At 49.3% G+C, this 20,631-nt stretch carries 14 protein-coding genes; all 14 read right to left on the bottom strand.

What is annotated here, in order from left to right:
• Positions 1-8: 8 nt before the first annotated feature.
• The 14 genes from MKY85_RS04960 to MKY85_RS04895 all read right to left on the bottom strand — a co-directional run bounded on the left by MKY85_RS04960 (position 9) and on the right by MKY85_RS04895 (position 20,622).
• Entirely contained in the window at positions 9-1,064 is a 1,056-nt protein-coding gene (locus MKY85_RS04960; RefSeq protein ID WP_342571961.1) for a DUF4183 domain-containing protein, read from the bottom strand.
• 291 nt (positions 1,065-1,355) lie between these two features.
• Positions 1,356-1,736, bottom strand: coding sequence for a hypothetical protein (locus MKY85_RS04955; protein WP_342571960.1), 381 nt, complete (start codon positions 1,734-1,736; stop codon positions 1,356-1,358).
• Between the two features lie 129 nt (positions 1,737-1,865).
• Positions 1,866-3,338, bottom strand: a complete 1,473-nt coding sequence (locus tag MKY85_RS04950) for a hypothetical protein (protein WP_342571959.1) — start codon at positions 3,336-3,338, stop codon at positions 1,866-1,868.
• 76 nt (positions 3,339-3,414) lie between these two features.
• The gene (locus tag MKY85_RS04945) at positions 3,415-3,885 is read right to left on the bottom strand and encodes a DUF4362 domain-containing protein (RefSeq protein ID WP_342571958.1); all 471 of its coding nucleotides are present in this window, start codon (positions 3,883-3,885) and stop codon (positions 3,415-3,417) included.
• A 194-nt stretch (positions 3,886-4,079) separates the two neighbouring features.
• Positions 4,080-7,568, bottom strand: coding sequence for a glycoside hydrolase family 2 TIM barrel-domain containing protein (locus tag MKY85_RS04940; RefSeq protein ID WP_342571957.1), 3,489 nt, complete (start codon positions 7,566-7,568; stop codon positions 4,080-4,082).
• Positions 7,569-7,831: 263 nt separating this feature from the next.
• Positions 7,832-9,682, bottom strand: coding sequence for an IucA/IucC family protein (locus MKY85_RS04935; protein WP_342571956.1), 1,851 nt, complete (start codon positions 9,680-9,682; stop codon positions 7,832-7,834).
• Positions 9,639-10,994 carry a type III PLP-dependent enzyme gene (locus MKY85_RS04930; RefSeq protein WP_342571955.1) on the bottom strand — a complete coding sequence of 452 codons (1,356 nt, stop codon included), beginning with the start codon at positions 10,992-10,994 and terminating at the stop codon, positions 9,639-9,641. Before MKY85_RS04930 ends, MKY85_RS04935 begins: the two co-directional genes overlap by 44 nt.
• Entirely contained in the window at positions 10,991-11,767 is a 777-nt protein-coding gene (locus MKY85_RS04925) for an aldolase/citrate lyase family protein (protein WP_342571954.1), read from the bottom strand. Before MKY85_RS04925 ends, MKY85_RS04930 begins: the two co-directional genes overlap by 4 nt.
• Positions 11,764-13,599, bottom strand: a complete 1,836-nt coding sequence (locus MKY85_RS04920; protein ID WP_342571953.1) for an IucA/IucC family protein — start codon at positions 13,597-13,599, stop codon at positions 11,764-11,766. Before MKY85_RS04920 ends, MKY85_RS04925 begins: the two co-directional genes overlap by 4 nt.
• On the bottom strand, positions 13,574-15,361 hold the full coding sequence (locus MKY85_RS04915; protein ID WP_342573273.1) for an IucA/IucC family protein: 1,788 nt from the start codon (positions 15,359-15,361) through the stop codon (positions 13,574-13,576). The genes MKY85_RS04920 and MKY85_RS04915 overlap by 26 nt, the downstream gene beginning before the upstream one ends.
• Positions 15,339-16,754 (bottom strand): MFS transporter, encoded by a 1,416-nt coding sequence (locus tag MKY85_RS04910; RefSeq protein ID WP_342571952.1) that lies wholly within the window; start codon positions 16,752-16,754, stop codon positions 15,339-15,341. The genes MKY85_RS04915 and MKY85_RS04910 overlap by 23 nt, the downstream gene beginning before the upstream one ends.
• Before the next feature lie 11 nt (positions 16,755-16,765).
• A complete protein-coding gene (locus MKY85_RS04905) occupies positions 16,766-18,121 on the bottom strand; it encodes a diaminobutyrate--2-oxoglutarate transaminase (RefSeq protein ID WP_339239880.1) in 1,356 nt (451 codons plus the stop codon).
• Between the two features lie 167 nt (positions 18,122-18,288).
• Positions 18,289-19,311 carry a hypothetical protein gene (locus MKY85_RS04900; RefSeq protein WP_342571951.1) on the bottom strand — a complete coding sequence of 341 codons (1,023 nt, stop codon included), beginning with the start codon at positions 19,309-19,311 and terminating at the stop codon, positions 18,289-18,291.
• A 489-nt stretch (positions 19,312-19,800) separates the two neighbouring features.
• Positions 19,801-20,622 (bottom strand): ABC transporter ATP-binding protein, encoded by an 822-nt coding sequence (locus MKY85_RS04895; protein WP_339239876.1) that lies wholly within the window; start codon positions 20,620-20,622, stop codon positions 19,801-19,803.
• Positions 20,623-20,631 lie beyond the last annotated feature (9 nt).

The raw sequence follows: 20,631 nt of genomic DNA, 5'->3' as shown, positions 1-20,631 counted from the left end.
AACCAATTTTAACCATTTATGATATTGGTTGTTATTATAATAACCTCGATAATAATAGGTGTCCCTGCAAAGATCACACCGTTTTGTGACGAAAAAGACAACCTATCCGCACTTACACTATATGAGTTTCCTGGTTGGACGACCCCGTTGATATAAAGATTGTTAAAACTGTTAAGTCCAATCCCGGCAAATTCGGTTATGCTGCCGCCATCGTCATTAGTGAATGCTGTGGCAGGAATTATAACTGAGGCCGACAAATCCAGATCGGTATCCGGAAAATAGAAGTAACGATTTGCCGTAGGAATAATTTCAATTCCGGGTACGGTACCCGGCGGACCTTGCTCACCTTGAGGCCCTGCCGGACCTTGTGCTCCCGGAACTCCCGGTTCACCCGGATCACCTTGAGGCCCTGCCGGACCTTGTGCTCCCGGAATCCCCGGCTGACCCGGATTACCTTGAGGGCCTACGGGACCCTGTGCTCCGGGAGTCCCCGATTCACCCGGCTCACCCCGAGGGCCTGCGGGACCCTGCGCTCCGGGAACTCCACGTTGACCCGGCTCACCTGGAGGGCCAACGGGACCCTGCACTCCGGGAGCTCCCGGTTGACCCGGCTCACCCTGAGGGCCAACGGGACCCTGCGCTCCGGGAACCCCCGGTTGACCCGGCTCACCCTGAGGGCCAACGGGACCCTGCGCTCCGGGAACCCCCGGTTGACCCTGCTCGCCATGAGATCCGGCGGGGCCTTGGGCGCCTGCCACACCTTGCGTCCCTGGGAGACTCACAGTCTTTAATTCATGTTGTCTCGACGGAGCATGCAAGGGGATCGGCTCAGCACATACTAGGTTGCTGCCTCCCCCTCTCGGTAATGCAATGACTTTTTTGTCACGGGCCATTTTCTGTGATCTTACTGGACGCTTCAGGGCGCAGCGCTTTCTTCGGCACACTTTACGAACCATTTTATATTTACGTTTTCCTGAAATTTTGTTTTTGTATTTGGATTTCAATCTAGAACGACTGGTTCTTAATCGGTTGAGGGTGGCTGTCCTCTTCTTCAGATACTTCAAAATGGTCATCTCCTTAGGCCAAGACACACAGTATATATGCCCTATACTATGTCCTTAACACATTCGGAGAGTGTGCGAATAACTATGAGTGAAGCCCAATAAAAAAGACAAGAGTCCTGCTATAGCTGTCCTTTGTCTTGCTAGCATGACTTCATTGTCTCCTCACCAGGACCGCAATTCTCGATCCAGTTCCAGGTTATTTTGATGAATCAATAGATCTTTCTCGTCCATAGGCAAGAAACATTCATTAGCCAGATATTTCGAGTATTCGTGCACGTTTTTAATAGACTCTTACTTCTTCTTAAAATGCTGAACGATCTCTTCCGGTTCCTGCGTCTCCAGTGTAATCTCGCCTTTCTCGAACAGGATCATGTACGGATATGATTTCAGACCAAAAATCTTCTCATAATCAAACTTGTTTTCATCACGCACATTATAAAAGGTTACGTTAGTAATTGGGCCTTCTGCCCTCAAATTCTCGTTATTCACTTCACTTAATTGCGCCTGTAGATCAACAATAAATGGCCGCTCCGCCGTACGGTCAGTAAATACAATTAAAGAAGCATCGTTCCTCTGAAACTGAGTTAATTGTTCAATGGCCTTTTCTCTATTATTTTGACCACAGCCTGTCAATACGAATATCAACATACATAACAACCAGAACCTCTTCATTAAACTCCTCCTCCAAAATACAATAATTGTTACTACTTATTAATAGTTGCGTAACACGATATCGTCATTCCATTAGAGTAGGAACTACAAAGAGTTCATTCATGAGCACCATGAATGAACTCTTTTTTGTTAATCTCCACCGCCACCTGAGTCGCCTCCACCGGAATCCCCAGAATCTCCATGATCCGATCCATGATGGTGTCCACCAGAACTGTCGTGATGGTGATGTGAATGCCCGCTATCATACCCTGTTGAGCTACCGCTATATCCCGTGCTGCTACCTGGTGACCCCGTCTCCAAAGTTCCAGTCACGTAATTCAAACGCTCATATGGATACTCCGCAGCTAACATGGGACGAAATACTCCACGTAGATGCAATGCTAGTGCTAATAATGGCGCGTGTGTAAGCGTGGAGGAAACAGGCACACTATCTACTTGTTCCGCTTTCAGTTGCACCAAACGTCTGAGTTCCGGATCGACATGATTCTGAAGTGGGCTCCAATCGGTCTTACGTGCACAACGTGATCCAATCCCGAGCACCAGAGCCGTCTGTAAAATGCGTTCAATGTTCTCCGCGGATTCGTGCAGACGATCTACTGGAATTCCTTTCTTATAGCGTCTACGCCAGCGGCGCATGGAGACAGCCCAATCCCGTGCAGAAGAATCTACTACACGAGCAGGCAGGATTAGACGTAGTAACAGCGACAAGATAATCACGCCAATGAACATACTGTTCTCGGCTGATTCCCCCGTAGCGGACAGTGTTATTGTGACCAGTAATCCTACACTAGCCAGCTGATAAGCCCAGCGCACTCGAATTCGCTTTACAGCTACCAACCAGAGCACCACTGTCACAGCGAGAGCTATACTCCCCTGAATCCCCACCCCATTGGAGAAGCATAGTTCGCAGGTCAAGATAAACAATACAGGAAACACGAGCATCACAAGCAGTCGGAGCAGGAGGGGAGTTCGGATCAAACGTTTCCAGTCCTGTCTTGTCTCAAGAACGCTATTCTTCCATGCCTTCAATCCCTGCTCTATTACTTTTTCCTTACGACGATAATGCTGCATCTCTTCGGACTGTGTACTTTGCTTCGAGCTTGGTCCTGCCAGCGTATCCAGCCGGAATCGCTGTTGACCGAAGCTATATTCTTTCAGCATCCATTGCAAAAGTAGGCGTTCGTCTTCATTTACCGCAGCAGCAGGTTGCTCATTTCGATACTCCAGTGTGGTATTTGGCCCATACTTGTCATCCCGATATCTCTTTTTGGCTTGCACGATGCGCAGGGATAACACCCGAGAACGGGTTAACTGGAATAACGACGCCTGTGTATCCCTCAACTTCAATCGTCCCTTACTGCGTAAATAAGCCAGAAACAAAGGGTCCGCCTGCTCCACTTCTTCATCCGAATATGTACCTTGGCTTAAGTAATTCCGAATCCAGATTAGACATTGCACAATGAACATGGCGACCAGCACCCACATCAATGGCTCACTAAAGCTAAGAATCCAACTATCCTGCAATACCAAGGCTTGTTCCTGTGCGAAGGCTTGTACTTGATGGTTTGTTGAAGCAATAGATGTCGATAACACGTAATTCACCTGATGAACTCCTTCCATAATATGACGATTCGATCTACTTTCTATAAACCTATTTATGTGATGAAAGAATCGAATATTACTTCGGAAGAGAGAAGATATTTTCCTTTTCACAATCGGTTAACACATAGAACGTACGCCCCTGTTCACTTTTTATCGTACCGATGCCTTTACATGTATTCGTGGTTTCACCCTGCCCTGAGCCATACATATCTCTTGAATCATCATATGTGGTTTGAATCACCTTGCCGTCATATACCAGTTCGTGGATTACGGGCCCACCTTCAATCGTGTACTGGGTTACCCGGACTTGATTCGGTTGCTCTTTGCTCACGTGCTTCATGAATATCCTCCACTTGTCGCCGTTTCGCATACCGTTCATGAGTACAACCACATCTCCACTCTGCTCTGCCTGTTCAGGGTTATGCGGTTCGATAATGTCAGGAAAAGAAGTCATGACTTCTTCAGAATCAATGGTCTGCTGATGAATTGGATTACAACCTGTTAACAATCCGATCAATATACATAGAGTGAGTATGCACTTTCTCATTGGATCACCTCAATATGTACAACGTTAAAAATACTCTATTGGTTATATTCTCTCTTTATGTTCTGTCTCTAAAATAGCATGAGTGCTCAGCACTCTTCATTCTCGCTCGCTCGTTATGACTATAAAAAATCCTCTTCAAGTAACTCAATGTTCTGATAGAACATCGGTTACTTGAAGAGGATTGATCGGTTACTCTACTTCTCGAACCGGAACCAGTCGAAGTCAAACTGACTTCCCGGCAAGAAGATAAAGATTACCTTTTGCACACCTGTCACCCGTTCAAGCTCAATTACACGCTCCTCATATCCTTCGGATTGTGTGAACTCAACCAATTGGTTACTCTGTCCGTCCGCACCTGCGAAGCGGATATGAATCGTATTGATATCAATCGGTGAATGGCCATGAATGACGAGCTTCGACGTGCCTTCTGCCGTAAAGTCCATATTTTCAAACTCCAGCGATACATTGTTCCCGATGCCTTCCACTCGATCACCTTCAATATTGAAGGTATCTCCATAAAGATGGTCACAGGATGCAGCCGCATTTTGTTCAAAGGCCCGACTCTGGCGCTCAAACGAGAACCCTTTAATATGAATCTTCTGCTTCAACACAAAGCAGATCGATGTAATCCCACTCAGGCGTTTGGACAACTGATACGTCTCTTCCTGGTACACATTCCATTTGGATTCCTTGTCATATACCACATCCGCGATCATTGTGCTGCCCTCTTCGTCAGGCATGCCTTCCCAGATCTGAATGAAGTACTCTTCGCTCGACAAGGCAAAGATCGGAATGGTGATCGTATCGGAACCATAGGGTCCAAAGTCGATATTGCGGAAGCCTACATGTGTCTCCCCGTCCCGACTCGTGGCCACGCCGCGTTCGTTACCGTTACCAACCTCACCTTTGGTGTAATCATATAATCCGCCCGTGATGAAGCCGTATGGATCTTTGTAAGCTGTTCCGAGACCCTCCGCCTTGAATTCCAGCTGGGAGATGAGTTTTGTTTTGTCCGTACCATTCGTACTGGTAGCGCGAAGTCGGAACGCCCCGTCACCAATCGCAGATACTTTCACCGTATGTTGATTCTCTCCATTGCCATCCGTTCCCGCAGGAAGGACTTCCACCTTGGCTATGTTGGATTCAATGCCGCCATCATTGACAGCAGCCCACTCGATATCCCGATAGGACGTGTTCTCCGGATACAGCTTGACGGTTACGACCAACTCCGGGTTGGACGGATCGAGCAACTGTCCTGATTCGCTGATGATCTCGATTTTCCGCAAAGGAATCTCCTGAGCACTGCCCGTCAGCACCGGACGTTCTTCATTGACCATGAAGACGGAATGCACTTCTTTTATATCACCATCGACATCCGTCGCACCCACAACCTGCACTTCATACTCAGCTGCGGCACCTTCCAATCCTTCCGAAGATACTTCGATCCGTACTGTCCCAGCCTCATCTGTTGCTCCGATAATGGCCATCAGTTTACCGCTAAACAACCTTCTGCTGAGTCCTTTGTATGGATCATAGTCCGTGCTGTCCCCGTTATCCAGACCCAGTAATCGCCCTGCACCAGACACCTGAACCTGGACGCGGTTGTTGGCATTGTGCACCGGATTACCCGCTTCGTCTTCCACCGTAATTTCCACGAAAATGAGATCTGTGCCGCTCGCCTGTAACTGCTCCCGATCCGCATGCAGACGAATCTTCTTCGCATCCGTAAAGGAGCGTTGTACATCGGTTGCAATCACAACACCGTTCTCATCATAAGCGATCGCCTTCAGCTCACCCTCTTCATAAGGGACTTTCCACCAGCCAGATAGCTGTGTTCCATGCGCATGGTCAATATCGTAGGTGCCAATCGTCTTACCGTTAAGTTGCAGCTCAATCTTCGGCGCGTTGCTGCACACACGTACATCAATGATCTGACCCGGGTTGAAATCCCAATAAGGGAATAGGTGAACCATCGGATTTTTCTTATAATCCGTCCATGCTGCCTGGTAGATATAATAAGCGTCTTTCGGGAATGTTGCCGTGTCTAGCTGTCCAAAATACGAATTCTTCGTATGATACGGAGTCGGTTCACCAATATAGTCGAATCCGGTCCACAGGAATTGCCCCAGTGAGTACGGACGATCCCGCTCAGCCAAAATGCAATATTCTGCCGACTTCGCGCCCCAGCTTGTCGTGCTGTTCCCGAGTGCCGAGCACTGCTCGTCATCATCAGCCAGGATCGGCTGTTCGAACGGGAAGTGATAGATGCCACGACTTTGCACCACTGATGAGGTCTCACTGCCATAGATGATCCAGTCCGGATGTTCTGCATGATGTTGGTCGTAGTATTTTTCCGCGTAGTTGTAACCTGCCAGCTTCACGATATCCGCACATTTCTGTGCATTTTCCCATGGCATATAGTTGGAACCAATCGTCACGCCCGCATTGCCTTTTGGATCAAATTCCAGCACATAATCCATCAGCATCCGAGTGACTTCCTGGCCGCGCTCATCCGCATGGGTATCATAAATTTCGTTCCCGATACTCCACATGATTAGACTGACATGGTTACGGTCACGTTTCACCCAGCTCTTCACGTCCGTATGCGCCCACTCCGGGAAAAACCTCGCATAGTCATATGGCGTTTTGGCCCGTTCCCACATATCGAAGGCTTCAGATACCACGAGCATACCCATCTCGTCCGCAAGTTCCATGAACTCTTTGGCTGGCATATTATGCGCAGTTCGAATGGCGTTAACGCCCATTTCTTTGAGCAAAACGAATCTTCTACGCAATGCCGTCAGGTTAAATGCCGCTCCCAATGCCCCGAGATCATGGTGTTCACACACGCCATTCATCTTCGTATGGACCCCATTCAGATAGAAACCTTCACTCGAATCCAGCTTAACGTCCTTGAATCCAATACGTTGGGATACAGCCTCAATGATCTCTTCACTCTGATCTTCCGAGATCAGTTTCAGTTCGGTGACCAGCTCATACAGATGTGGTGCATCCGGGCTCCACAGGTTTGGATTCTCCACAATGATCTGTTGGCTATCTGTCGATACAACCGCGTTCTCACCCACCGAAACCGCAACATTCGCTTGGCTGGATGCCACCACCTGACCTTCATACCGGATCGTATGCACCAACTCTGTCTGCTGATTCTGTTCCAGGTTCAGTTCCGTATCCACTTCCACCTGCCAGCCATCTGGCTGTTGCTTGATAGATACATACGTTCCATCCGTAACAATATGGTTGCGATCTCTTGTCTTCAGCCACACATGGCGATAGATTCCAGCCCCGGAATACCATCTGCTGTTCGGGCTCTGATGCACCACTTTGACCACAATCTCATTGTCGCCTTCCACCAGTGCATTCGTGATCTCATGTTCAAAAGCAGAATATCCATACTTCCACTCCCCAACCAGCTGCCCATTCACATACACGGACGAATCCATGTATACGCCATCAAAACAGAGCACAAGTTGCTGCTCATCCTTCTCATAATGGAACGTCTTGCGGTACCATCCAATGCTATCCTCGTACAGTTCGAGCGTATTATATATCAGCCAATCATGGGGAAGCTCCACAGGTTCATACACCAGACCTGCAGGTTCCGTAACATCCAGCTTACTTTTCGCAAATTGCCATCCATCATTAAAAAGCCTCTTCTGATTCATCGTAGATTCTCACTTTCTTGAAGTAAATTATGATTGCGGTTACAACAGTTGATATCGATTTTTACGAAAACCTTTTCGGTAATACTAATTATGACTATAACACATAACCCGATTATACCATCAGTCTCTTTCCTGTAACTCCATTCCATAAGAATTTTTAGCCAGATTGTTGAACGTTTTAATCCCCTCCAAGCATTTCAACTCCCAATAACAACAAGCCAAAAAGGCAACCCGTCAAACGGGTCACCTTCTCTGTTCCATATCTATCCCTTATAAAAAGGGTTCCACCCTATGCCTTTGCCCGATGGCATCGCGCCAGGCACCCCATCCGCTTCAAGCAGCGGACGGACAACCAACTTCACGGGCCACGCCTCGCTCTCAAATATCGCATGTGCAAGGGCGGCCCGGTCACCCTCTGGAAGCTGCACATGAGTCAGCGCTTCCTTCCAAGCCTGCTCCGTGATCTCCCATAACTTCGTTTCCGGGATGTGATACACTTCGCTCATTGCCTCCATGATCGCAGCCAGATTCACCTGCGTCCCCAGCGACTGAACATAGAAGATCAACTTCTGGATCGTCTCGTTATACAGGCTGTTCGAGTATCCTGGGCGAATATGATAGGCAGGGTCTGCAATGCCATGCTGATCCAGATAAGGCTGATGCAGACGTACGGAATCATGATCGCGGAACAATAGACCTTTTACCTGATTATCCCGTAACACCAGACAGCAGTTCTGACCATGAATCTCAGGTACAACACCCACCTTGAACAGACGCATCACGATATCATAGAACGTCGTAGCTATACTCGTATAGAATTCCACCACGTCCGTACTGCTAAGGTCATCTCCCAGAATCTCCGTTAATAGATGATGTCCATCCAGATTTACACCCAGTGCTGCCATGGGGATGACTTTGTAGGATTCATCCAACAACTCAGCGGGATACACACGAATCTGTGCAGCCAGATGGCGGGGATGATCGTCGAACAGTCCCATGGATTCCGGCATAAAACCCCACCAGTTCTGCTCTTCGCACATATATACCTTGTCCTTCAACGTCTCGTCACAAGCAACGGCCTGTCTTAACATCTGTTCTCCAGCAAGACCATTCAGCAGCTTGACCACTGGCAGATAACGAGCAGCCCCCAGCGACAGCACACTAACGGGCAGCTTGAGCATCAGATTAGATTCGGTTGACGGAGCCATCGAGCGCAGAGAGGATGTGGCCTGTACGTCGCCCGCTTCTATATCCAGTACAACAATGCTGCCCTCTTCAATCTCTCCAGTGAAGCGAGGCAGAATGACATGCTGCAATTGCCACGGATGAACAGGCATCGGCAGATATTCGTCGAAAGTGATTCCTTTACGAGCAAACTCGGCTTCCACCACTTCACGCTGAACATCGTCTAAGACGTCCAAAATGGACAACCCATCTTCGCAACCTTGCTGCACGGCATCCAAACGTATAGCCACCCAGCGCAGCGGAATCGCCTTCCCGAATTCCGCTGCATACTGTGTTACATCTTCTGCGTTGAATCCCACCTTGGCTTTGGACGATGGGTGGAACGGACGATCCCGCAATGCAGCAACACGCTCACCTTTGATAAACCACTCATAAGCAGTCGCCGGAACGTTGGCGGACAGGTACTGGACTTGTTCCCAGCCCAGAGCATACTGCTCTACAGCAATATCCAGACTAGTCAGGAATTCCGCCACTCCGGGTTGCCTATATTCTTCATCTGACACAGCCCTCTGTAACACTGCACGTCCAACCTCAGCCGGAGAATCAAGCAGAACCCAGCTTCCATCTGTTTTCTCTTCGTAGATCGGTGAACCCTGAACCCATTGAATCGCCTGTCTTACTCCTGTTTCGATCAGACACAATACACCATGCGTATGCAATCTAATGTAAGAATCACTATTCTGTCTCTGCACCTCGCCGTCATATTCCTTATACAATCTTCTGAACGGTGCAGGTGCTGCGGCAAAATCAATGAATGGGTGATCCTCCAGTGGGAGTAATTGCTCGGCCAAAAATGAATTCATCAGATCCGCCATAATCCGGCGTTCAGCGGCTTGCAGACTGGAACGCTTCATCAGTGTTGACATCATTATTGTCCTCCGTTAGATAATGGAATGCCGGGTGCGGATGCCCCAGAAAATCATGATGCGAGATGGTCCAGCAATAAGCTCCAGACTTTTCAAACAAAACAATGTCTCCCACCTGCAGCAGTGCTACCTCCGCATCAGAATGCATGCGATCCTTGGGTGTACACAGCTCACCTACGATATGGACTCGACCATCCCTTACCTCTGGCCGGGCAAATGAATGCTTCCAACGCTCCGTCGCCATAATCTGAAACGGGTGGTTATGTCCCCATGAAGCAGGCAGACGATGATGATGCGTACCTCCCCTTAACACAGCAAAATGCTGATCATGAGAAGTTTTGATATCCGTAACTTCTGCTACGTAATACCCGTGGTCTGCCACCAAAAGTCGGCCCGATTCAAAATACAACTCGCCTCCACGTGAAGCAAGGCGCTGTCTAGCTTCACTTTGCTCCAGCAGGGAAGTGAATAAGGGCCAGTCAAATCCCGGACTTCCATCATACGTCACACCGAATCCTCCTCCTGCATTCACCACTTCCACAGGAAGACCATACTGGTGCTGCCACTGCTCTACCTTTTGCAAATACAGCTCAATCATCTCGGCGTGCAGCCTGGCGTCCATATTGTTGGACAAAGAGTGAAAATGGAACCCGCTCAACCGAATCATACCCGCGCCTTCCACACGAATGAGCTCGATCGCTTCTTCCACTGCCTCTTCGTCGATTCCAAAAGGACTTGGTCCGCCGCCCATGACGATCTTCGTCCGGGGTAACGTACTGCTTCGCAGATTAATTCGGAGCAGAATGCGAACCTCATGAGCTTGACCACGGTCATGCTCACTGTGATGTTCATACGCGTCCTCCTGTGCCTGCTTCTGTCCTCGCATGTGCTTGCCTTCGTGCGCCTGCGCCTGATTCATTGCTCGCTCTTTCGCAATCGCAATGATGCGCCGCAGCTCCAGCAGACTCTCCACATGGATGTAACTCACGCCATGCTCAATGGCCAGTCGCAGCTCGCTCTCCTTTTTACCCGGACCTCCAAACAGAATCGGAACCTCTCGACTTACAGCTCTAACCTTGAGCAACTCTCCAATGGAAGCCACTTCAAAGCCCTTTACCAATGGAAGCAACGCCTCAATGATGCGTTGATCTGGATTCGCCTTGATAGCGTAAAACAACTGTGTATTTCCAGGCATGCTGCTCAGCATCTGACGTACCTGTTCCTGCATGCCAGCCAGATCATAGATATACGCACATACCGGGTCTTCCATCCCTCGTTGAAGTTCATCGATCGCCTGCCATACACTTGGTTTCATATCTGCCCACCCGCATTCCTGTAGTCATTCCGTTTTTGGATATACGCCCGAAATGCCGTATTCCGATCATCACCCAGCACGTATATATGTACTCCCCGCTCAGCCCAGAGCGCCATGTCGTCCACGCCTCTCGTGACCGTAGCATATGGTACTTCGCACTGCTGCGCAGTAGCATGCAATTCATCCAGCGCACGTCTCACATCCGGGTGCTCGGTCTGCCATGGCACGCCGAGGGATTGCGACAGATCCGCCGCACCTTCCAATACAAAACTCACCTGGGGATGAGACAGAATCCGTGCACTTTGCCGAACGCCCTCTGCACTTTCAATCATGGGGACAATCATCACTTGTTCGTTCGCTTCCCCAATGTATCCCGTGAGCGGATATTTCCCGAATACCCCAGGACGACCACTGTTCAGACTCCGCATGCCAAACGGATGATAGTAGGCGTATCGAACCGCTTCTTCCACCTGCTCCAGCTGCTCAACATGCGGAATAACGATGCCCTGTGCGCCACAGTCCAGCACTTTAAGAATCTCCGCTCGCTCCACCTTCGAGATACGCACCAACGGAGTTAGGCCAACCAGTTCCGCCGCCCGAATTAAATCTTCTACCGATTCCATCGATGTTGTGGCATGTTCCAGATCAATAATGACAAAATCATATTCCGCATGTCCGATCATCTCAATGATGACTGGATGTGGTATGGATACAAAAAGGCCATAAACCGGCTGTTTGCGTGCAATTTTTTCCTTCAGCGTATTAATTCTCATTCGACGATTCCCTTTAATTCGGGCGTTCCCTGTGATTCCAGTGCATCCTTCGATACCTTGAGCGGATTGCTCGCCTTACGGAAATACAACTCCCCATCCCCATACAGACGGCGCTTGGTCATCTCTTCGATCAGTGCATCTTCGGCAAAAAGGTCAAAGGCAACGAACCGCTCTGCGTATTCCGGGTGCTGCTTCTGATATTCCACAATTACACCTGCGCACAGCTGCCAGAATGACTGCTCTGACAATCCAAACTTCTCAAAGGCCAACGCAATATCCGTCATGCAGATAAAGAAGAATGCGTCATACGTATAGTCACGGACTTCCGACACATCTCCCGCATAGATGAAAGAGTACCGATTGAACTTGCGATGCGTTTCCGGCTCGGGGTTCAGCTTCGGTGCCTGTTCCGGGTGTAACAGTTGATCCGGTACGTAGCGAACACCATCATGCAGGTCCTTGATTATGATCCGTTTCGGCAGATCATCTTCCAGTACCAAAATGATATTCTGAGCATGAGACTCCAGCGCAATCCCGTGCGCATAGAGCAGATGAATAATCGGCAGGGTAACCGTGCGAACCAGAGCCTCGCTCCACTTTGCCACACCATGTCGTTCTACAACATCCTGGATAAATGGAACACCATCCAGCTGCACCAACATCAGCGCGTTCAGCGGCCACGCCGTCTCACCTTGCTTCAGGTGAAGCGATACATTCTCCCGCCAGATGGCTCCAAGTGTGCCGTAGGCACGTCCATATTGCGTTGCAGGCAACTGCTCATAACGGAACGATAGTCCCATGATTTCTTTTAAAATGCCAAACTGCTCTTGCTGCAACAGCTCATCATCACGAACGAGATTATCCAGCCAATCGCTGATTAACGGAGCGTTCTGGGTCGTATGCTGTGCCAGTATACGTGTGCTTGACGTATTGGTAATGCTGAGGGCCAGCTTGATGTAAGGGGCTTCCGGATTAATCCGGTTCGACAGCGAACGGATCGACTGCTGCGCACGATAGGGCGTAGACGATGGACCGAGATACACCATATCTCCATCCATCAGTTGACGGGCATATACCGACTCCAACTGATGCTCCCACTGCCATGGATGAACCGGAATGAACACATATCGATCACTCGCGTCAGAACCTGTCTGCCCATCACCCTCCAGAACCTCTTGAAATTGCTCTACGTCCTCCGCAGTCAGATGCTGCCTTACCAATTCTTCAGAACTATAGCCCGCGGATACAGCGGTCTGAGCAAGTTCTTTTTTTACAGCAACCCAGACTAATGAAACCTCCGAGTTAAATTCAGGGCCATAGGCCTTATTGTCTTTCAAAGAAAATCCCAACCTCGACTTATAACTCGGGTGATATAGATGACCGTCGGTCATGTGACTTTCGAGCGCATCATAATGCCGATCTACTAGCGGAATGTTCAAAGGCAATATCGCCTGGCACTGGCTGTCTTTTGCCATCGTTTCGAGCAGCTCCTGAATAAAAGCCGTCACATTCGCACCCTTTAATGAATTCAGCACGATTTCCTCCAAAAACAGATCCAGATCGGTGCAGGCTACGCCTTCCCTTTGAATCGAACCCTTCTTCACCTTCACCCGGCCAAATGAAAACTTCCGCTCCGCTTCACACGTGTACGCTACAGATTCGCCAGAAGATGTGAGGCCGATGGTTCGCCACTCGCTCCCACTGACTTGGCTGTCCAAAATGCCCTCGAACCACATCGCCTCCAATGTCTGTCGCATGATCCGTTCCTGTACACTCACGTAGACTGCTTCTGTCCTGCCGCTTGTTTCAGCCCTGTATCCCACGACTCCCACGCACTTCACTCCCTATTCTTTTCATTGGATTGTTCACCGGCACATAAACCGGAGTCTGGCTGATCCCTCTTAGACAACTCACCAAGTTTTGTTTGGCCAGAAATGCATCCATCGTCAGCAGATGTTGCACATATGCATTGCCCGTTCGTTCCAGTTCACCCTCAAGCACCTCACGTACCTGCTTCCAATAATGCTCCTCCGGAACGTTCACATCTCGCGCCAGGGCATGAATCAGAGACCCCAGATGATTGACGATAAAATAGTACGATGTCCGCGCCCAGGCGTTCTCTCGCGAATAAAATAATAAATCGGACGCAGCACGATCCTGCTCACGGATAAGTTCCTCATCCACACTGACCCCTTCCAGATCGCGGACGATAAAGTCCACAGGCATGCCATCCTTTAATGTCACAAGTGTATTCTGCAGATGCGCTTCAAAATGAATGCCTTTCTCTCCCGCCGCCCGTACAATAGGTAGAAGAGAACATCGCAGATAATGATCCAGCCAACGCTCAGCATTGATACGCCCACCCCCCAGCATCGTCATCAACCTGGAACGCATCCCTGGAAGTGGTGTCTCAACCAAACTAGATAAGACATACGTATTCGCAGGGTCGAACTCAATGGGTCGATAAGCTATCGTAAACAGGCTCGTTAACTCTTCATCATCAAAAGCACAAGTCGCCACACCTGTCTCATACGCAATATGGGTATTCGGCTCAGCACCGAAACAGTCATGCTGCCTGACGTATCTGGAGGCATCCAGTGTTCTGCGCATCTGCTCAGCACTATTGGTGCGAATCATGTTGGTAATCTGCATGTTCAGTGACAGCTTGATATTGCAGTTCCATTCCGGAACATAGACCGTACGTACCGAAGAGGTTGGATAGACGGGAGGACCCGCAGTGCCAAGCAGAATTAATTTTCCATCTTGAAAATAGTGCTGTATCTCGGTCAACCGTGATAGGTAAGCGTATTGCCATGGATGGACGGGCAGCAGCCCATACATTTCACTCTTTTCTTTTAAAATCGGCTGCACATGGCTCCGCAGGAGTTCTTGCAAATCCATTACCGCCTCGTCATCCACCCATTCCTGCACGTAGACGTCCTGCCTCACCGCGATATAACAGAGTTGAAACGATGTGCGTAGCTCCGGACTGTACTTCCGAACATCCTGCTCGCTGAAGCCTTTGGAATTCTTCGGAAAAGGGTGAAACGGATGACCATATAACAGTGACTGTTCCGATGTCCGATAGTCGTGGATTTCGAGACCGGCCGCTTGTCCGATATACAACGTAAGGTTACCTACGCTGTTATCTACCTTTTGTGCAAAATCTCTGGCACACGCCACCTCGACACGATTCGTATTCTCACTCAATGGATGTACATTCTCCAGCTCAAGTGAACTCTTCATTTGGACCGTACTCTTCAACATTCCATGTTGGTCCGAACTCGCTCCCTGTTCCCCATCTCCAATTAGCTCAGATGTGATCCAGCGAACCAGGTCGCGATCATGCACCGCTTCTCCGCCAGATTCCATGCTGAGATATTCATGCTCTCCCATCGCAGAGTAATAGGATAGTTGTCCTGTCACCGTCACCCCACTGGCTGGAAAAGCAACCGCGTACGTCAGCTTATTCGGATTGATCCGAATATCATTTTCCTTCTCTAACGCAAGCTCACGGATGTAACAGTTCAGCAGAAGCTTGCACGAATGTTCATGAGCCTGCTGCTCTGCCTCAGACCGGAGCTTGTTTTCCATCTCGAACAATGATGCCAACCTTCTTTCGGGTTATAAGTAGTACCAGGGGAAGTGTAAGCAGTATGGCGCAGCCAAGGCCGAGGCAGATCTCTTTGAGCGCTCCCCATTTTGCCATCTCCATAGATGTTCCTGCCCCGGCTAGCCATTGCCAGCGCATATCGTAGTACAGAGTCATACCCATCACTGCAAACGAAGAAGCCAGCCGCTCAATCGTGGTCGATAAAACCGACCCTTCGTGCATGTCTTCGTCCGGTAATGCTTGCAGACCAATCGCAGATATACTCATGCCTGACAGGCCAACGCCAATTCCACGGCACGCCATGAGCATGCCTATAATCCAGATCGATGCTGCCATGGGCAGAACGGCAAACGACAAGATCGATATCGACACCAGCAACGTGCCCCATGCGATAAAATGCATGGATCGACCACGATCCAGCAGACTGCCTCCGATCCACATGAACAGACTTGTGCAGATCGACAAGGGTATGAACAGCGCACCGGACAAGGCCGGCGACAGGTGGAAGACATCCTGGAACAATAATGGCAATGCAAAGATCACGCCAAACATGACACAATCCTGAATGGTCGAGATCAGCACAGTCAGTGGAAAGACGGCATTACGCCGCAGCAACTGGTAACGTATCAGTGGTTCCTTGCGACCGTTCTCGGTCTGGACAAAACGAATAAGTAACACCACACCGAGCGCAATCAGCAGCCAAGGTACCCATACCGCTGCGACAGGACTCGCATACAACTGTACGCCCAGACTAAGGGCACCTACCGAACAGATCAGCAGCATGATACTGGTTGGATGCCATCGTTTCCTACGGGCGGGAATATAAGTCTGAATGACTCGACCGCACCCGATAAACGAGAATATAGCCAGCGGTACATTGAGCCAGAACAGCATTTCAAGCCGTCCATACTGAATGATGAAGCCGCCCAGCGTTGGCCCAGCCGCAGGAGCAAGCATAAGCAGCAACCCCCACGCTCCTGTAATTCGTCCCCTTACCTCCGGTCCATATACATCAAACAACAACACAAGCGATAACGGAATCATCAGCCCGGCGGCAACCCCATGCATGAAACGCACAAGCAACAGTACCTCAATCGAGTGATAAAACAGTGCACCTGCCACTGAGAACACGCCATAGATGGTGATACCCAGCATATACGTCTGCTTCCGGCCCAGTCGGTCTACGATCAGGGAAGCCAGCGGCATCGTTAACGTCATGGCCAGCATGTAGAGGGCGATGATCCATCCGCCTGCTGTCGTAGAGATCTGATAATATTGCACAAAATAAGGCAGCAGCAGATTAAATGCACTGTTGGTCAGTACCAGCGAAAAAGCACCGAGCAGAATCGCGAGTAATACGGCATGCCTCTTCATTAGGGACAGCTTCAGCATGCAGCCGTTGCTAAGGCAATTGCTTCAGCTACCGATTTCTCAAAGATCGCCAGAATCGCGCCCGATTCTTGCTCCGTAATATTCAGCGGCGGCAGAAAACGAACAACCGCTGAATGGCGCCCGCCCAGTTCCACAATTAATCCATTCTTGAAACATTCACGTTGAATAGACTCAGCAAGTGCACCATTAGGCAGATAATGTCCCAGACGATCCTTGCGGCCTGCCGGATTAACCACCTCAACGCCGATCATCAGTCCTCTGCCTCGGACGTCACCAATCTCGGCATAGCGCTCTTTCAATGCATTCAGTTGCTTCATGAACTGCTCACTGCGCAGATGTACATTGTGTAGAACATCCTGTTCCCGGATATAACGAAGTGTGGCCAGTCCCGCAGCCATGGCCAGCTGATTGCCACGGAACGTTCCTGTGTGTGCACCAGGCTGCCATTGGTCCAGCTCTTCCTTATAGATGACGACAGACATGGGCAGACTTCCGCCAACCGCTTTGGAGCAGATAATTACATCGGGTACAATTCCGGCATGTTCAAATGAAAACATACGGCCTGTGCGTCCGATGCCTGTCTGCACTTCGTCGATAATGAGTGGAATGCTTCGCTCTGCTGTGATTCGGCGCAGCTCCTTCAGCCATTCAATGTCTGCTGGAATCGCCCCGCCTTCGCCCTGCACCGTCTCCACAATGACTCCGCACGGTGCAGCAATACCACTCTCGCAATCATCGAGCAAGTTCTCGATATACTGTGCACTTAACCGGGCCGTCATGCCCTCACCAACACCAAAAGGGCAGCGGTATTCATAAGGAAACGGCAGGAAATGTACATCTGGCAGCAGGCTTTGCAGATGCTGTTTCTTGCTCAGGTTGCCACTCATCGACATGGTTGCTTGGGTCGAACCGTGATAACCTCCCTGAAAGGCAAGAATGGATTTGCCACCTGTTGCATGTTTGACCAGCTTAATAGCTGCTTCTACAGCATCCGCTCCAGTTGGACCACAGAACTGGATTTTGGACTTATTTTGCATCGCTGCTGGAAGAATGGAGAACAATTCTTGCATATATGAAAGCTTCAGCGGCGTTGCCAAATCCAGAGTATGTAGCGGAATCTGCTGATCCAGGACATCGCGGATAGCATTGATTACCGTGTCATGGTTATGCCCCAGCGCCAATGTTCCTGCACCAGCCAGGCAATCGTAGAATACGCGGCCATCCGTATCGGTAACCTTCACCCCATGGGCCTTGCTAATAACAAGCGGGAAATGTCTGGGGTACGATCTTGCATTGGATTCCTTCTCATTTTGCATCTTCAGATATTCCGTCTGCACTTCTACTGACATAGCCCTTTAACGCTCCTTATCATCGATTCAGGCTTAACTGCTGCCTGTAATTTCTTGTTCTGCATTTTGCATATGGCATGGTATGGATTCAAAATCAGGCAAGGTCCGAATTATAAATAAGGGTATCCGTCATCTGATATCCGTTATATATTGTCGTCTATCCGTTGTTATAAGTTATATGACTTAGATTCAAGTTGTTCCTGACACAAGTATTCCAGGTATAACCGCACCACGTCACGAGTTGTCCCCCCATGGGGAAAGACGTGGTGTGTGAGATCTGGCAAGGCGTTCACTTCCAGAATGCCCCCTTCTTCTCTGGAGATCGGCGTGCGGATATCACGACAACGAACATCGACCCCTGCTACATCAATCTGAAGAGTTTGGGCCGCCTGAACGATCATTCGCGCATTCTCGGGATGAATGATCTCGGTACAATCCTTGTAGAATTCACTGATTTTTCCGGCGGCTGAGTTACGGAGATCATATAGCTCAATTTCTTCACCAGCGGCAGGAACTTCATCCAGGCTTGTGCCTTGTGCATGTAATACCTCCAGCAGTCGTTCCGTTTCTGCATGCACCTGGGGAAAGGCTTCATACTCGCCAATGGACGTAATCTTCATTCGTTCCTGATTCAACTGTTCGATTAATGTGCGAACGGTTGAAGTTCCATCCCCCTCGACATAGACAGGTCGATACTCATTCACAGCCGCCACTTCACCGTTAATGATCAGCACTCTGTAATCGATTCCGGTCACATATTGCTGCAACATAATGCTGCTGCCGTGCACACTCGCAAGATGAATGGCTGCCTCCAGTTCATCTTCAGTACGCACATCCAGCGTCACGCCCATGCTGCTGCTCGCATCCAGTGGTTTCACCACAATGGAGCGGTATCTATTCAGAAAAGCTACTGCTTCACTCCCCATCTCCGGGATCACGATATAGGAAGGTACAGGCATGCCCTGTTCATGCAGCAGCATATTACATGCCTGCTTGTTCTTCGCAAGCAATCCGGCGATTAACGGCAGACGATGAGATCTGGTTTTGTTAATGATGATCTGCTTGTCCCCTACTGCCAGCTTCAGAAAGTCCTCGCATCCCTCAAGAAAGGGCTCACAGGTGATCCCCATTTCCCTCGCCTTGCTTATAATGAGTCGGTTTTGCAGATTATGAATCCCTTTCGGAAACACTGAAAATCCTCCTCGATCGAATGAAGGTACTCGCTCCTATATAAGTTGAATTAAAGATTATTTACACCAACACTACAATGACAGGACAACCTTCCAATCGTTGTTATCCCCAGGTTTTTTCTGTCCTCTCCGTTGCATGTAAATGATTAATTCAACTTATAATGCTCCTACGTTCATCAATATTTATTGTAGTATGATATTGATAATGATTATCAATATCATATAAAATCTATTTTATGGCAATTCGATCTTTGTTGTCAATAATAAACTTTTAAGGAAAAATAAGATTGATTTCGGGCTAGATTTATGCAGGGGTGGTTTTGTTACATCGAAGAACAGGTACAACAAGCGGCAAGCTCTGGATTGTATGAAACCAAGAGCTTGCCTGTTCCTGTTATCTTCATTAAACGCAGAAGTGTTGACGAGGTGGGTTGAAAAAAATAGCGATATCGCTTGAATCATCATTCGTCGAATCATTAATTGAAGTAATCAAGCCAACTGAGTGTAACGCTGCTCCCCATTCAGTTTCCTTCCCCTTCCATGCGGGATGCAGGTTGGTGTACCGAAGAGTGGATCAACCGCAATCTCACACTCCATCTGGAAGACCTTACGGACCATCTCCTGCGTAATGATGTCTTCCGGTTTACCTTCCGCGTAGATGGACTTGTTGTGAACAGCCACAATGTGATGCGCATACCGACATGCCAGATTCAGATCATGAAGTACCATGACAATCGTGCGTCCTTCCCGTTCATTCAACTCAAACAATAGATCCAGGATATCAATCTGATGAGTCATATCCAGATAGGTTGTAGGTTCATCCAGCAGCAGCGTTTCCGTACCCTGTGCGAGGGTCATTGCAATCCAGGCACGCTGACGTTGTCCACCGGACAGGGCATCTACAGGCCGATCCGCAAGTTCAGTCAGATGCGTGGACTCCAGTGCCAGCTTGACCATGCGCTCATCCTCTCGTGACCACTGCTTCAACCATGTCTGATGCGGATAACGTCCTTGCTTCACCAGTTGGTTCACCGTCAGGCCTTCCGGGGCAGTCGGACCCTGTGGCAGGATGGACATGCGTCTTGAAATCTCCTTGGTCGGCAGCTTCGCAATCTCTTCACCATCCAGCAGCACGGAACCTGAACTGGATTTCAGCAACCGGGCCATCGTACGCAGCAGCGTAGATTTACCACATCCGTTGCTGCCAATCAGAACGGTGATCTGTCCCTTGGGAATGGTCAGGTTCAAATTATCAATAATGGGATCTGCTCCATAGGAGATCGTAAGCTCCTTGGCTTCCAGAATACTCACAGTCCTCTC

Origin of the sequence: Paenibacillus sp. FSL R5-0749 (assembly GCF_038595085.1) — a bacterium.
GTDB lineage: Bacteria > Bacillota > Bacilli > Paenibacillales > Paenibacillaceae > Paenibacillus.
This window is presented reverse-complemented; position numbering and strand designations above follow the sequence as displayed.